This is a genomic window from Caulobacter sp. GW821-FHT10A06 (genome assembly GCF_059415805.1).
This window is the reverse complement of sequence record NZ_JBWKNY010000003.1, coordinates 411957-426334: the sequence shown is the minus strand read 5'-3', so window position 1 is coordinate 426334 and position 14378 is coordinate 411957. Positions and strand designations below refer to the sequence as shown.

At 68.6% G+C, this 14378-nt stretch carries 13 protein-coding genes; 9 read left to right on the top strand and 4 right to left on the bottom strand.

Translation table 11 applies throughout. The annotated features are described in order from the left end of the window. Positions 1-20: 20 nt before the first annotated feature. Positions 21-2105 carry a putative bifunctional diguanylate cyclase/phosphodiesterase gene (locus AC07NF_RS09735; protein ID WP_494631974.1) on the bottom strand — a complete coding sequence of 695 codons (2085 nt, stop codon included), beginning with the start codon at positions 2103-2105 and terminating at the stop codon, positions 21-23. Between the two features lie 276 nt (positions 2106-2381). Between AC07NF_RS09735 and fdxA the strand changes: the two genes are divergently transcribed. Continuing rightward, positions 2382-2723, top strand: coding sequence for a ferredoxin FdxA (gene fdxA / locus AC07NF_RS09730; RefSeq protein ID WP_295109221.1), 342 nt, complete (start codon positions 2382-2384; stop codon positions 2721-2723). 351 nt (positions 2724-3074) lie between these two features. Then, on the top strand, positions 3075-3578 hold the full coding sequence (locus tag AC07NF_RS09725) for a CarD family transcriptional regulator (protein WP_492814195.1): 504 nt from the start codon (positions 3075-3077) through the stop codon (positions 3576-3578). Between the two features lie 41 nt (positions 3579-3619). Here the strand turns inward: AC07NF_RS09725 and AC07NF_RS09720 are convergent, their stop codons facing one another. Further along, positions 3620-4642 (bottom strand): MBL fold metallo-hydrolase, encoded by a 1023-nt coding sequence (locus tag AC07NF_RS09720; protein WP_494631975.1) that lies wholly within the window; start codon positions 4640-4642, stop codon positions 3620-3622. Between the two features lie 147 nt (positions 4643-4789). Here AC07NF_RS09720 and AC07NF_RS09715 point away from each other — a divergent pair, with 147 nt between their 5' ends. The 4 genes from AC07NF_RS09715 to nhaA all read left to right on the top strand — a co-directional run bounded on the left by AC07NF_RS09715 (position 4790) and on the right by nhaA (position 11628). Further along, positions 4790-6868, top strand: a complete 2079-nt coding sequence (locus tag AC07NF_RS09715; protein ID WP_494631976.1) for a hypothetical protein — start codon at positions 4790-4792, stop codon at positions 6866-6868. Positions 6869-6977: 109 nt separating this feature from the next. Further along, positions 6978-9125 carry an ATP-binding protein gene (locus tag AC07NF_RS09710; protein WP_494631977.1) on the top strand — a complete coding sequence of 716 codons (2148 nt, stop codon included), beginning with the start codon at positions 6978-6980 and terminating at the stop codon, positions 9123-9125. A gap of 66 nt (positions 9126-9191) precedes the next feature. After that, positions 9192-10469: a DUF5690 family protein gene (locus AC07NF_RS09705; RefSeq protein ID WP_494631978.1), complete on the top strand. Its 1278-nt coding sequence runs from the start codon at positions 9192-9194 to the stop codon at positions 10467-10469. 1 nt (position 10470) lies between these two features. After that, positions 10471-11628: a Na+/H+ antiporter NhaA gene (gene nhaA, locus AC07NF_RS09700; RefSeq protein WP_494631979.1), complete on the top strand. Its 1158-nt coding sequence runs from the start codon at positions 10471-10473 to the stop codon at positions 11626-11628. Here nhaA and AC07NF_RS09695 read toward each other — a convergent pair. Continuing rightward, positions 11612-12079: an Lrp/AsnC family transcriptional regulator gene (locus AC07NF_RS09695; protein ID WP_494631980.1), complete on the bottom strand. Its 468-nt coding sequence runs from the start codon at positions 12077-12079 to the stop codon at positions 11612-11614. The genes nhaA and AC07NF_RS09695 overlap by 17 nt on opposite strands. Positions 12080-12180: 101 nt before the next feature. Here AC07NF_RS09695 and AC07NF_RS09690 point away from each other — a divergent pair, with 101 nt between their 5' ends. The 3 genes from AC07NF_RS09690 (at position 12181) to AC07NF_RS09680 (ending at position 14191) form a co-directional block, all read left to right on the top strand. Continuing rightward, positions 12181-13137: a pyridoxal-phosphate dependent enzyme gene (locus tag AC07NF_RS09690; RefSeq protein WP_494631981.1), complete on the top strand. Its 957-nt coding sequence runs from the start codon at positions 12181-12183 to the stop codon at positions 13135-13137. Continuing rightward, complete coding sequence (locus AC07NF_RS09685) at positions 13134-13739, top strand: glutathione S-transferase family protein (RefSeq protein WP_494631982.1); 606 nt, start codon at positions 13134-13136, stop codon at positions 13737-13739. The genes AC07NF_RS09690 and AC07NF_RS09685 overlap by 4 nt, the downstream gene beginning before the upstream one ends. 74 nt (positions 13740-13813) lie before the next feature. Beyond that, entirely contained in the window at positions 13814-14191 is a 378-nt protein-coding gene (locus tag AC07NF_RS09680) for a DUF6491 family protein (protein WP_494631983.1), read from the top strand. Between the two features lie 2 nt (positions 14192-14193). Here the strand turns inward: AC07NF_RS09680 and AC07NF_RS09675 are convergent, their stop codons facing one another. Beyond that, a complete protein-coding gene (locus AC07NF_RS09675) occupies positions 14194-14373 on the bottom strand; it encodes a hypothetical protein (RefSeq protein ID WP_492814176.1) in 180 nt (59 codons plus the stop codon). Positions 14374-14378 lie beyond the last annotated feature (5 nt).

The following is a 14378-nucleotide window of genomic DNA, read 5'->3' as shown; positions in this document are numbered from 1 at the left end:
GCGTCGCAGGCCACTAAGGGCTAACCGCCGAACCCCTTGAGGAACCCCGCCACCGCCTCGGCCGGCATCGGACGGCCGAAATGGTAGCCCTGCACCTGGTCGCAGCCATAGTGCTCCAGCGCCTTCAGCTGCTCGGCGTCCTCGACGCCCTCGGCCACCACCTTCATGCCCATCGAGGTGCCCAGGGTGATGACGGCCTTCACGATCGCCTCGTCCTCGGTGTTCTGGACGAAGGACTTGTCGATCTTGAGCCGGTCGATCGGGAACTGGCGCAGGTTGGCCAGCGAGGCATAGCCGGTGCCGAAGTCGTCCAGGGCGATCATCACCCCGGCCTCGTGCAGGCGGCGCACGGTGTCGCTGACCAAGTCCGAGCCCCAGCCCATATAGACGTTTTCGGTGACTTCGATCGTGAGCCGCTCGCACGGCACGTTCCATCGCGCCAGGCGCTCCTGGATCTCCTCGGCCAGGCGACCCGAGCGGAACTGGGCCGAGCTGATATTGACCGCCACGCGACCGAAGTCGACGCCCTGGTCCAGCCACTCGCGCATCTGGCGCAGCGCCGCCTCGAAGGCCACATCGCCCAGCTTCAAGGAGAGGTCCTGGTCCTCGAACGCGGCCATGAAGCGGGCCGGGGTCAGCACGCCCTGCTCGGGGTGCACCCAGCGCATCAGGGCCTCGAAGCCGGCGACCTTGTTCTCGCGGATGTCGACCACCGGCTGGTAGAACAGGGTGAACTCGTTGTCGGCCAGGGCCATGCGCACGTCGCGCAGCAACTCCAGCCGCTGCTCGACCTCGGACCGCATCGACGGCTCGAACACGATGCTGCGGTTCCGGCCGGCCTCCTTGGCGCGATACAGCGCGATGTCGGCGTTCTTGATCATGTGGGCCGGGTCGGCGTCCGGATCGCCGTGCAGGGCCGCCCCGATGCTGGCGCTGGCGGTGAAGCTGCGACCGCCATGCTCGATGGGCTGGCGCAGCAGGTCCTGCAGCTTGCCGATCGGCCGCAGCATGTCGGCCTCGCCGTGCAGGCCGCGCAGGATCACCGCGAACTCGTCGCCGCCCAGGCGCGCCACCGTGTCGTTGCTGCGGAAGGCGTGCTCAAGCATGCCCGCCAGGCGCCGGAGCAGGGCGTCGCCGGCGTCGTGGCCCAGGCTGTCGTTGATGTCCTTGAAGTGGTCGACGTCGATCATGATCAGGCCGAACATCTCGCCCAGGGTTTCGGACGCCGTCACCGCCTCCTGGAAGCGGTGCTGGAACAGGGCGCGGTTGGGCAGGCCCGTCAGCGGATCCTTGAAGGCCAGGGTCTCGATCGCCTCGGTCTGACGGCGGCGGTCGGTGATGTCCTTGAACAGGTTGACCAGCTTTTCGGGCTTGCCGTCGGCGCCGACGAACACCTTGCCGACCGAGCGGACCCAGGTCTCGAGCCCGTCGTCGCGGTTCAGCTTGAACTCGAAGACCCGGGCCTCGCCGATCTTGCGGGTGGCCACGGCGTCGGCGCAGCGCTGGCGGTCGTCGGGATGCACGATCTCCAGCGGGTCCTTGTCGAACAGGCACCACTTCTGCAGCTCGGGCGCGGTGCCCGAGAAATAGATCTCCCGCGTGCGCAGGTCGTATTCGCGGACCAGCAGGTCATCCAGCTCCAGCGCCATCTTCAGGCGCTGCTGGTCGCGCTCGGCGCGCAGCACGCTCTCGGCATAGCCGGTGACGTCGCGGGCGGTGATCATCACGGCATAGTTCTCGCCGGCGTCCACGCAGGCGGAAAACTCGGTGCGCCAGACGTGCTGGACGCCGTCGGCGTCGAGGGTCGGCAGATAACGCGAGAACGGCACGCCTTCCTCGGCGCAGGCCAGCAGCACGCCGGCGTCCTCAGGCGCCACCAGTCCGCCCGCCCCGGCGTCGGCGCCGATGGTCACGCCCGCCGCGATCCCCTGCTGCGCCCACTCGCGGCTGACCGCCACCAGCGTCAGATCGCGGTCCAGCAAGGCCGCGGCGAAGGGAATCTCGCGGACGAACTCACCGAACGCGCGCGCACGCGCCCTGGCCAGGGCGCGTGTGGCGGTGTCGGCTTCCAGCGTGGGTTGGACAGCCAAGGCGTCAATCTTCATATTTGTCGGCTTTCCGACTTTGTTTTTATTGGGCGTTTCCTGACCCGCATAATCACGTTCGTTCAATAAGAAATGGTTTGCGCCCAGACGAACCCAAGACGACCAGATGTCGCGCGGCATTCCTGCAGAACGCGTAAGGACGTGCAGAAAGTGGTCGCGCCCTGGCCACGCCTAGAGAATTCCTGGGACCGCGTGCGGCCAAGCCGCATTGACAAGAGGGCCTGGGACTTCGAAAACGCCCGCGCCTAACTCCGTCCGACCTCATCCGAGTTTTCGATGACCTACATCGTCACCGACGCCTGCGTCCGCTGCAAGTTCATGGACTGCGTGGAGGTGTGCCCGGTCGATTGCTTCTACGAAGGCGAGAACTTCCTCGTCATCAATCCCGACGAATGCATCGACTGCGGCGTCTGCGAGCCGGAGTGCCCGATCGACGCCATCAAGCCGGACACCGAGGACGAGGCCGACGGCAAGTGGCTGAAGATCAACGCCGACTACGCCAAGGTCTGGCCGAACATCACGGTGAAGGGCGAGCCGCCCGCCGACCGCGAGGCGTTCGAACGCGAGACCGGCAAGTTCGAGAAGTACTTCAGCGAAAAGCCGGGCAAGGGCTCGTAAGGCCCCCCGCGATTTCTCAAGCGTCAAAAGACGTCAGGCCGTGAAAGCTTGACGGTTCGTCCCGCATGCCGGGACGCAACCCTTTCATAGGGCTGAATTTTATGCTATTGTCGCCCTCGACGTGACGGCTGCGGCTATTCGCGACCGTCCGTCTTGTCGAAGAAGCCGTTTCAACAAACCACTTTGAACCGGCTCGCCCGATCGAAGGCGAAGGGTGTCTTAGAGATCTATTCCAAATCCTGACAGGCTTGGCCCCGCGCACCTTCTTCCGCGGAGCAAGAACCTGTCGTTTTTGATTTGGGGTGGGTTACGGCGTTCGGGTCCCGAGGACCCGCATACATGAGGACGAACATGAGCAAGACTGGTCTGGAATTCTCGGTCGGCGATCACGTCGTTTACCCCGCGCATGGCGTGGGCACCATTCAGGCGGTCGAGACCCAGGAAGTGGCCGGTATGTCGCTCGAAGTCTACGTCATCACCTTCGACCACGAAAAAATGACGCTGCGCGTCCCGACCAAGAAGGCCAAGACGGCCGGCCTGCGTCCGCTGGCCGAAGGCGGCACCGTCTCGCAAGCGCTGACCACCCTGAAGGGCCGCGCCCGCGTGAAGCGCACCATGTGGTCGCGTCGCGCTCAAGAGTACGAAGCCAAGATCAACTCGGGCGACCTGATTTCGATCGCCGAGGTCGTTCGCGACCTGCACCGCGCCGAGAACCAGCCGGAACAGTCCTATTCGGAACGCCAGCTGTATGAATCGGCCCTGGACCGCATGGCTCGCGAAGTCGCCGCCATCGAGCGCATCGACCGCGAAGCCGCCATCGGCATCCTGACCAAGTCTCTGGTCAAGGCCGCCTAAGCGGGTCTTCAAAGCCTCGAAAACACGAAGACGCCCTCCGCTCAGCGGGGGGCGTTTTTGTTTGGGTCGGACGGGCGGACGACCGACACCGCCCCGCCCGGCGCGACGACCAGCGCGTCATGGGCGTCCAGCCGCAGGATGGTTGCCGGACGGTCGTCTGCGGCGATCGCCCTGCCCAGCCTCTGTTGTCCGCGTTCGAAGCGGTCCAGCGGCCAGGGCAGCGGCTTCAGCGGCTTGTCGATCGGCCGCATGAAGTTGTCCCAATGGACCGGGACCACGGTCGACGCCCCGACCGCGCCGCCGACCTGCCGCCAGTACGTCGTGATCTTCTCCTGCGACAGCTTGCCCAGCCGACCGACGCCCAGGAACACGACCTGGGCGCTGACCTTGGCATAGGCGTCGGGCGTAAAGCCCGCGCTGGGATGGACCAGGATCGCGCGGTCGCCATGGCGGATCCGGTAGGAGAAGTTCTCCCTGTCCTTCAGCTTCCGGAAGTGGGCCGGCAGGGTCTGGGTCGACGGCGTGTCGCCGGTCAGGAGCCAGCCCAGCAGGCGGCCCGTATCGCCGTGCGGCGCCTTGAAGACCTGGACCTCGTAGGGTCCGAAATAGAGCGCCTGGCGATCATGGACCGTGCACAGCTGGGTCTCGTGCACATCGGCGGCGAGACCCAGGTTCACGGTCGAGGCTCCACCGACCACGACCGCCCCCTCGCGCAACTTCGCGATCATCGGCGCATCCATGGCGTGGTCGTGATGGGCGTGCGCCACGAGCACGGCGCGCAGGCGCTTGACGCCGACCTTGTCGAGTTGCGTCTCCAGCACCTTGCGGTCAGGCCCGATGCGCCCGAACAGCGTGTCGCCCAGGTCGGGCCGCGTGAAGTAGCCGTCGATCAGCAGCTGGCTTTCACCGTCGTCGAAGAGCAGCGTCGAGACGCCGAGAAAGGTGATCTTCAGCGGCCCGGCGGGCGCGCCCGTGGCCAAGCTCTTGTCCTTGGGACAGCCTTCCGTCACGGGGCGGGGCTCGGCGGCGGCAGGCCCCGCCAGCAGCGCAAGACCCAGGCTCACGCCGGCGAAAACGCTGCGAATAGGACCCACCTTGCCGCCCCCAGCCCCTTAGATTGGGTGAACGATGGTTTCCCACCTTGACGCCGTCAACCTTGAGTCCTTGGATGAGCCGACTTCGCTCATAGCGTAAGACGGTCGGGGGGCCAGATGCGGAAGACGATAGCGGTTGTGGCGGCGCTCAGCCTCGGCCTCGTCGCCGGCCCTGCCTTCGCGGCCTGCGCGGATAACCCGCGGATCGACTGGCAGGTCGCCGGCGGGTTTGCCCTGTTCAACAAGACCGAGGCCGGTCGCCAGGCCGGCGACGCGCTGCTGGACGACCTGGCCGCCGCCAATGCGGGATCGACCACGGTCTCGATGGAAAAGGCCTATCAGACCGCCATCCGCCATCTGGTGGAAACCCGTCTGCCCGACGGCCAACACCTCTATCAGGCGACGTTCTACGACCGGTCGCGCGAGACCTATGAGGGCGAGGCGTTCCTGAAGCCGGAGCGCCGCCGGATCTGGGTCCGGATGCCGGGCCAGGCGGGCGACTGTCTCTGGCGAAGCGGCGAGACCACCACCGCCCCGCGCGCCTGCGCCGAGGCGACGGCGCTCGAGGTCGAACCCGCCACGGACGTCGACGTCACCGCCGAGATCGCCGGCGGCGCGCCCGTCGCAACCTGCGTCAGGGTCGAGGACACGCTGATCCTGGCCCTGGGCGACTCGTTCGCCGCCGGCGAGGGTAATCCTGATCGCCCGACCGACTGGTCCCACCTCACCGCCAAAGGTGCGGCCGCCAAGCGAGGCGGGATCGACTGGTGGTCGTCGCTCAAGCTGGACAAGGACGCCTCGGCCGACTGGTGGGACAACACCTGCCACCGCTCCCTGCTGTCGCAGCACGCCCTGGCGGCCCTCAGCCTGGCGGCGCGGGACCGGCGGCGATCGGTGACCTTCGTCTCGTTCGCCTGCTCGGGCGCGACCATGCTGGACGGCTTCGTCGCGCCGCGCACCTCGGCGCCGGGCGGCAAGCGCCATGCCGGCGGCGAGTGGGACTCGATCGCCTACCGGGAGTCCCAGATCAACCAGGCAGTGGACCTGCTGTGTAAAACCAAGGGGCCGGAGCAGAAGCTCTTCATTCCCCAAGGCCTGACCTACTGGAACCAGCTTTCCAGCAAGACCCGCAAGAAGCCCGGACAAAGCCGGCAGGAGGTCGTCGTCAACACCTGCTCGTCTTGGCGGCGGCAGCCCGACGTGGTGCTGAACACCCTGGGCGGCAACGACATCGGTTTCGCCGGCGTCGCCGCCTGGGCCGTGATGCCGGCGGCGGGACAAGACCCCCTCAGCTTGATGTTCCTGATCAATGGCGCGCTGGAAGACAACCGCAATCCGGACATGGGCCTGGTCTGCCCGCTCAAGGTTCCGGGGCAGTGGCGTTGCGAGAGCACAGCCGGAAAGTGGAACCCCTTCGTCCGCCAGTACTCGCCCTCGGCCGAGGACATGGCGCTGGTCGACCTGCCCAAGATGCTGGATCTGGGTGCGCAGGCCTTTGACCTCTCAGGCCTGGGCGCCAAGGCCAAGGTCAAGATCCACACTCTGTACCCCAGCATCCTGCGCGACGACGCCGGGCGGCTGTGCGGCGAGCTCTGGACCAAGACATCCACTTCCGACCGCAAGAAAGACCCAGGCCTGCAGATGCAGCGAGAACCCTGGCTGGCCCAGTTCACCCGCGTGCCGCTGGTCACGCCCACCGGCTGGAGTTTCGGGATCGCGAACCTGCCCGGAAGCGAGGATTGCGTCGTCGGCATGCCCGAGAAGATTGCCCTCCGCTCCGCCTGCGTGCTCGAGAAACGCGCCTGGGCCAATCTGAACCGCAACGTCGGCGAGGTCATGGCCCGGAGCGGCTGGACGGTGGTCGACCAGGCGCCCGTCACCGCGCGGCACGGTTTGTGCGCCCGCGATGGTCTGGGCCAGACCTACTGGCGCGAATTCGGCTGGCCGCGCTGGACCGCCGAGGGCTGGAACCCGGATTACCCCGCCCCGACCGACTGGAGCGCCTACGCGCCACGGGCCGGCCGCTGGTTCCGCACCGCCAACGACGCGGCCCTGACGCAGTATGTCGCATACAAGAAAGGGCGCGACGAGGCCGTCAGCGGCACCATCCACCCGACCGCCCAGGCCCACGCCGTGATGGCGGACCAGATCGTGCGGGCGGTCGGCGGCCCGCGCGACCTCGTCCCCGCGGACTGAAGCCCCGGCCAAGCTTGCTCCCCGCCGCGTTCCGCCCTCATATGCGCGTGCGGTCGCACGGACGCCTGCCGGGGGGCGGGGTCGAGGGCGGCCCGGAGTGCAAGACCCCGTGCAGCTCGGCCCACTGAAGCGCTTCGACGGCGCCACGACCCTTGCCCAGCGCCTGAGCCTGCTGACGGTCCTGTTCCTGGTCCCGCTGGCGATCCTGCTGTCGACCCTGACCGTCTACGCCCTGCGCGACATCGCCTTCACCGAGCGCGAGGTGCGCGGCGCGAAACTGTTGCGCCAGGCTTGGCCGGGCATGGTCGATCCCGCCCACCGTCAGATCCAGACGCTGGAAGAACCCGCTCGCAAGCTGGGCGTCGTCGACCCGCTGCACGCCTTCGCCGCCGCCCAGCCCGGCAATCGCGCGGAAGCCGGAGCGGTGCTGATCGGCGCGATCGCCGACGCCTCGAACCTGACTTTGGACCGGGATCTCGCCCGCTTCTACCTGGGCGACACGGCCGCCGTCGGCCTGCCGAACCTGTGGACCGCGATCGCGCGCCTGGACCAGGTCGGCGCCCTGCCGGACGAGATGACCGGCCGCCGCCAGCGGGTGTTCTCGGCCTATGAGCGGCTGAACGCCCAGGCCGAGATCCTGGACCAGTCTCTGGTCAAGGCCGGCGGCAACCATCCCGACGTCGCCATCGGCGCCTTGCTGGAGAAGCGCCGGGCCGAACTGAATCTGGCCCGCGCCGACGCCCTGTCGCAGCGCGAGGCCGTGGCGGCGGGCGCGCGGCCGGACCTTGCACGCCTGCGCAAGGCGGCCACGGCGGCCTGGGACGTCAGCGCCCGCCAGCTGCACGCTTCGGTCAAGCAGGAGCTGGACCTGCTGGTCATCCGCTTCGGGGTCAGCCTGCTGATCGTGGCGGTCTCGGTGGCTGGCGCCCTAGCCTTGGCCTTTGCCATCCACCGGGGCATCACCCGGCGGATCGACGGGCTGATCGCGGCCATGTCGCGGCTGATCGCCGGCGACCTGGACGTCGAGGTCCCGCACCTGGACCAGCGCAACGAGTTCGGCCGCATCGCCGAGACCGTCGTGGCCTTCCGCGAGAGCCAGCTGGAGCGCGCCCAGCTGGAGCAGGACGCCGCCGCCGCCGACCGCGCCAAGTCGGTGTTCCTGGCCAATATCAGCCACGAGATCCGCACGCCCCTGAACGGCGTGATCGGAGCCAGCAGCGCCCTGTCCCAGACCGCGCTCAGCCAAGAGCAACGGCGCATGGTCGACCTGATCCGCGCCTCGGGCCGCGACGTCGAGCGGCTGATGTCCGATATCCTGGACGTCGCCAGCCTGGACGCCGGCGACCTGAAGCTGGAACTGGCCGCCTTCGACCTGGTCGAGACCATCGAGGACGCCATCGCCCCCTTGCGGGCCCGCGCCGCCGAGAAGGGCCTGACCCTGCGCCTGGACCTCAACGCCCAGACAGACGGCCGCTTCGAGGGCGATCCGGCCCGGCTGGCCCAGGTGGTCGGCAACCTGGCCGCCAACGCCGTGAAGTTCACCGAGGAGGGCGAGGTCGTGGTCTCGATCGCCACCCTGCCCACCGCCTCGCCCACGACCCGCAGCCTGACCGTCGAGGTGCGCGACACCGGCGTCGGCTTCGACGAGGCCCTGCTGCCCAAGCTGCTGCAGCCCTTCACCCAGGCCGACGGCTCGTTGTCACGACGTTACGGCGGCGGCGGGCTGGGCCTGCCGATCTGCAAGGCGATCGTCGAGCTCTTGGGCGGGACGCTGGAGGCGCGGTCCAAGCGCGGCGTCGGCAGCCTGTTCCGCTTCACCGTGCCGCTGCGGGTGGCGACCGCCGCCGCGCCGGTCGCGGCCAATGAATTGCCTGAACGCCCCGCCCGCGTGCTGCTGGTCGAGGACCACGAGGTCAACCGCGCCGTCGTCGAACTGCTGCTGGCCCCGCTGGGCGTCGAGCTGGTCATGGCGTGCGATGGCCAGGAGGGCATCGAGGCCTTCGAGGGCGACCGCTTCGACCTCGTCCTGATGGACATGCAGATGCCCCGCGTCGACGGCCTGGCCGCCACCCGCCGCTTGCGCGCCATCGAGGCCGCGCGGGGCGAGGGCCGCACCCCGATCGTCATGCTGACCGCCAATATCGGTCCCGAGCACCAGCTGGCCGCCCTGGCCGCCGGCGCCGACGCGCACCTGGCCAAGCCGATCGACCGCGAAAGGCTCTGGAACGTGGTCATCGGCGGCGCCCGGGCCGCCTAAGGGGGCGTCTCTCGTTGCCCCCGGCGAACGAAGCGGGCTAGCTGATCGTTCGTAAGGGGACCGCGCATGAACGAACACGCCAAGCCAGGCGCGGTGACCCGCTTTCTGACCACGGCCCCGCCCTGGCTGTTCGCCCTCTATGGCGGCCTGTCCTCGTTCGCCGTCTATTTCGCCATGTTCGGCTATCGCAAGCCGTTCACGGCCGCCGCCTTCAGCCACCCGGAAGGCTGGCCGTTCGCCTTCGACTTCAAGATCGCCCTCGTCATCGCCCAGGTCGCCGGCTACGCCACGGCCAAGTTCATCGGGGTCAAGGTGATCTCCGAGATGCCAGGCAGCAAACGGGCCATGGGCATCCTGACCCTGATCTTCGGGGCGCAGATGTCGCTGCTGCTGTTCGGGACCCTGCCGACGGTGATCGGGCCGATGGCCATGTACCTGAACGGGCTGTGCCTGGGCATGATCTGGGGCCTGGTGTTCGGTTTCCTGGAGGGTCGCCGACTGACCGAGGTGCTGGGGGCCATGCTGTGCGCCAGCTTCATCCTGTCGTCGGGCGTGGCCAAGTCGGTCGGCAAGATGCTGCTGCTGGCCGATGTCGATGAGAAGTGGATGCCGGCCGTCTCGGGCCTTGTCTTCGCGCCGCTGATGCTGATCGCGGTCGTCGCCCTGGCCCAGCTACCGCCGCCCAACGCCGCCGACGAGGCCGAGCGGGTCAAGCGCGCGCCGATGAGCCGCCAGGACCGCATCGCTCTCTTCGCCGCCCACGCCCCGGCCCTGATCCTGCTGATCGCCGTCTATGTGATCCTGACCGCCCTGCGCGACTTCCGCGACAACTTCTCGGCCGAGATCTGGGCCGAGCTGGGCTTCAAGAACGCCGCCGCGATCTTCACCCTGTCGGAGCTGCCGGTGGCCGCCATCGTGCTGGTCGGCCTGGCCGCCCTGATGGGGGTCAAGGACAACCGCCGGGCCGTCGGCTTCAACATCGGCTTCGTGGCCCTGGGTTTCGTGCTGCTGGGCGCCTCGACCCTGGCCTATCAGCTGCACGTGCTGCCGCCGGTGTGGTGGATGATCCTGGCCGGCGCGGGGCTGTACATGGGCTACACGCCGTTCAACGCCATGCTGTTCGACCGGATGATCGCCGCCACCGGCAAGGTCGGGACGGCGGGGTTCCTGATCTATGTCGCCGACTCGTTCGGCTATATCGGCAGCATCTCGCTCTTGCTGGTGAAGTCGTTCGCCAAGCTCGATATCGAATGGGGTCAGTTCCTGGCGAGCGGCGCCTATATCGCCTGCGGCCTGGGCCTGGTCGGCCTGTTCTTCGCCAACCGGTTCCTGAGGACGCTCTGACATGGCGCTGAAGACCATCAGCCTGCGCGCGCGCCGCGCCCTCGCCGATTTCCTGAAGGACGAGGCGGCCGGCGGCTATGTACTGATGGCCGCCGCGGCCCTGGCCCTGGTGGTCGCCAACTCGCCGCTGGCCGAAGCCTATTTCGGGGCGCTGCACCTCTATCTGGGCCCCTTGAGCGCCCAACACTGGATCAATGACGGGCTGATGGCCGCGTTCTTCCTGCTGGTGGGGCTGGAGATCAAGCGCGAGGTCCTGGACGGCCAGCTGTCGCGTCCCGCCGACGTGATCCTGCCCGGCGCGGCGGCCCTGGGCGGAGTGGCGCTGCCGGCGGTGATCTATCTGGCCTTCAACGCCGGACACCCGGCCAGCATCGCCGGCTGGGCCATCCCGTCGGCCACCGACATCGCCTTTGCGCTGGGGGTGCTGGCCTTGCTGGGGCCGCGTGTGCCGACCAGCTTGAAGGTGTTCCTGACCGCCATCGCCATCATGGACGACCTGGCGGCCATCGTGATCATCGCCCTGTTCTACACCGCCCAACTGCACCTGCTGTACCTGGCCGGCGCGGGCGTCGTGCTACTGGTCCTGGTCGCTCTGAACCGGCTGAAGGTGCTGCGCCTGTGGCCCTACCTGCTGCTGGGCGCCGTCCTGTGGCTCCTGGTGCTGAAGTCGGGCATCCACGCCACCCTGGCCGGCGTCGCGCTGGCCCTGACCATCCCGTTGCGCGAAGGCGACCACTCGCCGCTGCACCGGCTGGAGCACGCCCTGCACAAGCCGGTCGCCTTCGTGGTCACGCCCATCTTCGGTTTTGCCAATGCCGGACTATCGTTCGCCGGTGTCGGCCTCGCCGCCCTACTGGATCCCGTTCCGCTGGGCGTGGCCTTGGGCCTGTTCGTGGGCAAGCAGGTGGGCGTGTTCGGCGTCGCCTTCGGCTTGATCAAGCTGGGCTGGGCGCGGTTGCCGCGCGGGGCCAGCCTCGGCCAGCTCTACGGCGTGGCGGTGCTATGCGGCGTCGGCTTCACCATGAGCCTGTTCATCGGCGCCCTGGCCTTCAAGGACCCCCACCTGATCGACGAGACCAAGATCGGCGTCCTGGCCGGCTCGCTGGCCTCGGCGCTGGTCGGCATGGCGATCCTGAAGCTCGCTAAACCGGGACGCTGAGCCCGACCTTGGTCCGCTCCATCACCACCGAGGTGCGGAAGCGGCGGACATTGCCGTTCTCGAAGAACAGCCGGTGGGTCAGGGCCTCGAAGTCGGCCATGTCCTTGGCCACGCAGACCAAAGCAAAGTCGCTCTCGCCCGTCACGTAATAGGCCTGCTGCACCTGCGGCTCGCCGCGGACCCGGGCGCGGAAATCGGCCAGCTGCTCGCGGCGCTCGCGCTCCAGCTCGACCATGATCACGAAGGTCATCGGCATCCCGACCGCCGCCGGCTCCAGCTGCGCGGCCTCGCGGGCGATGGCGCCGCTGGCCCGCAGGCGTTTCAGCCGTCGCTGCACCGAGGCCACCGACAGGCCGCAGGCGTGGGCCAGGGCGTCGATGCCTTGCGTCGCGTCGGTCTGCAGCTGGTCCAGCAGGATGCGGTCGGCCTGGTCGAGCGGCTCGGCGGCCATGATCGATTTCTCTCATCGCAAGCTTCAGTTTCGGGAAACTTAATCGAATGACCGCCGATCAGCGAGACAAACCGCGCAGCGACTTTCGCTAGCCTGACGGCATGACGTTCAACCCCGATCCCGCCGCCCCGCTGCGCACCTTGAGCGCCCTGCCCGGCTTCGCCGCCACGCCGTTGCGCACCCTGGCCCAGCCGACTGGCCCGACCATCCTGGTCAAGGACGAGCGCGACCGCATGGGCCTGGGGGCCTTCAAGGCGGTCGGCGGCATCCATGCGGTGGCGACCCTGATGGCCGAGCGCGACGATGTCCCGACCTTCGTCTGTGCCAGCGCCGGCAACCACGGCTACGCGGTCGCGACCGGCGCGCGGCTGCTGGGGGCCAAGGCGCGGATCCACCTGTCGCGCTCGACACCAGCGTCGTTCGTGGCCCGCCTCCAGCTCGCCGGAGCCGAGGTGGTGATCAGCGACGCCCGCTACGACGAGCTCTTGCTGGAGGCCCAAGCGGACGCCGCGACGACCGGGGCGATCCTGCTGTCCGACACCGCTGACACCCTGGACGACCGCCCGCCGGCCCTGGTCATGGAGGGCTACACGATCATCGCCGAGGAGCTCCGGGCGGTGTTCGAGGTCTCAGGCCGCTGGCCAACCGACGTCTATCTGCAAGCCGGCGTCGGCGGCCTGGCCGCCGCCATGGCTCACATGATCCACAGCACCTGGCGGATCCAGCCGCGCCTCGTCATCGTCGAGCCTGACGCCGCGCCATGCCTCGCCGCCAGCGCTCGCGCGGGCCGGCCGGTGCGGGTCGAGGGGCCGGACTCGGTGATGGGCCGCCTGGACTGCAAGGCGCCGTCCGTCCTGGCCCACGCGGTGCTGGCGCGTTGCGAGGTCAACTACGCCACCGTCAGCGACGCGGCCGCTCAGACCGCCGCCGACCACCTGGCCTTCGCGGGCCTGCCCACCACGCCCTCCGGCGCGGCCGGCTTCGCGGCCCTGCTGGCCGACGCCCCGCCCGCCGACAGCCGCCCCCTGATCATCCTGACCGAAGGACCGCTCGCGTGAAGCTGCTCTACCAGACCCACTCGCCGTTCGCCCGCAAGGCCCTGGTCTTCGCCCACGAGGCGGGACTGGACGACCGCGTCGACGTCATCCACCACGAGACCAGCCCCACCCTGCGCAACGACGACGTCTTCGCGCTGAACCCGCTGGGCAAGGTGCCGGTGCTGATCACCGACGAGGGCGAGGCGATCTTCGACTCCCGCGTGATCTGCGAATATCTGGAGGACCTGAGCGACCAGACCTTGATCCCCGCCGACCGCATCGCCGCCCTGCGCTGGCAGGCCGTGGCCGACGGTATTTCCGAGGCTGGCATCCTGGTCCGCTGGGAAACCACCCGTCGCCCGGAACCCCTGCGCTATCCCCCGCTCGGCGAGGGTCACCTGGCCAAGGTCGCCGGCGCTTGCGCCTATCTCGAAGCCCGCTTCCAGCCGGCCGAACAACCGGGCCTCGCCGAAATCGCCATCGCCACAGCCCTCAGCTGGATCGCTTTCCGGGAGGTTCACGACCTGGCCGCCTATCCGCGCCTGAGCGCCTGGCTGGACGCCTTCGAGCAACGGCCGTCGATGCGCGCAACGACCCTGGTCGGCGAAACGTTGGACGCCTGAAACGAACGAGCCTTGAGCCGGCCACGCTTGCGCGCGAGGATACTCACGGCGGGCGCCCCTAGGAGAGTTTGATCATGCGTGTCCTGATCGGATCCATCGTGCTGGCGGCGCTGTTGTCCGCCGGTCCCGTCCTCGCCGCCGACGCCAAGAAGGAGCGGCCCAAGAGCGCGTGCTTCCGGCCCGACGACGTCAACGGCTTCACCGTCATCGACGATCGCACCGTCGACGTCAGCATCAGTCCCAAGAACGTCTACCGCCTGACGCTGTTCTCGCCGTCGCCCGACATCGACTGGTCGCTGCGCATCGGCATCTATTCGCGCGGCCGCTCTTGGGTGTGCTCGGGCTATGACGCCGAGATCATCGTGCCGGACGCGACCGGCCGGCGGCGCTATCCGGTGACGCAGGTGCGCAAGCTGACGCCCGAAGAGCTGGCGGCCGAAAAGAAGAAATAGCCCTAGTTGGGGCGGCGACGGCGGACCGCGTCCAGCAGCGAGCGGTCGCGATCGTCGGCCGTGCGGCCGCCGCCGGCCAGCAGGCGCACGCCCAGCCCGAAGCCGGCGACCAGGGCGGCCAGCTTCAGGGTCACGATCAGGGGCGATCCGGCCAGCAGGCCCGTGAGGATGGCGTCCAGCATCGGCC

Coding starts and splice junctions, on each gene's coding strand:
- AC07NF_RS09705 (WP_494631978.1), top strand. CDS start 9,192: ATGAACGAACACGCCAAGCCAGGCGCGGTGACCCGCTTTCTGACCACG.
- AC07NF_RS09735 (WP_494631974.1), bottom strand. CDS start 2,105: ATGAAGATTGACGCCTTGGCTGTCCAACCCACGCTGGAAGCCGACACC.
- AC07NF_RS09725 (WP_492814195.1), top strand. CDS start 3,075: ATGAGCAAGACTGGTCTGGAATTCTCGGTCGGCGATCACGTCGTTTAC.
- nhaA (WP_494631979.1), top strand. CDS start 10,471: ATGGCGCTGAAGACCATCAGCCTGCGCGCGCGCCGCGCCCTCGCCGAT.
- AC07NF_RS09675 (WP_492814176.1), bottom strand. CDS start 14,373: ATGCTGGACGCCATCCTCACGGGCCTGCTGGCCGGATCGCCCCTGATC.
- AC07NF_RS09715 (WP_494631976.1), top strand. CDS start 4,790: ATGCGGAAGACGATAGCGGTTGTGGCGGCGCTCAGCCTCGGCCTCGTC.
- AC07NF_RS09680 (WP_494631983.1), top strand. CDS start 13,814: ATGCGTGTCCTGATCGGATCCATCGTGCTGGCGGCGCTGTTGTCCGCC.
- fdxA (WP_295109221.1), top strand. CDS start 2,382: ATGACCTACATCGTCACCGACGCCTGCGTCCGCTGCAAGTTCATGGAC.
- AC07NF_RS09695 (WP_494631980.1), bottom strand. CDS start 12,079: ATGGCCGCCGAGCCGCTCGACCAGGCCGACCGCATCCTGCTGGACCAG.
- AC07NF_RS09690 (WP_494631981.1), top strand. CDS start 12,181: ATGACGTTCAACCCCGATCCCGCCGCCCCGCTGCGCACCTTGAGCGCC.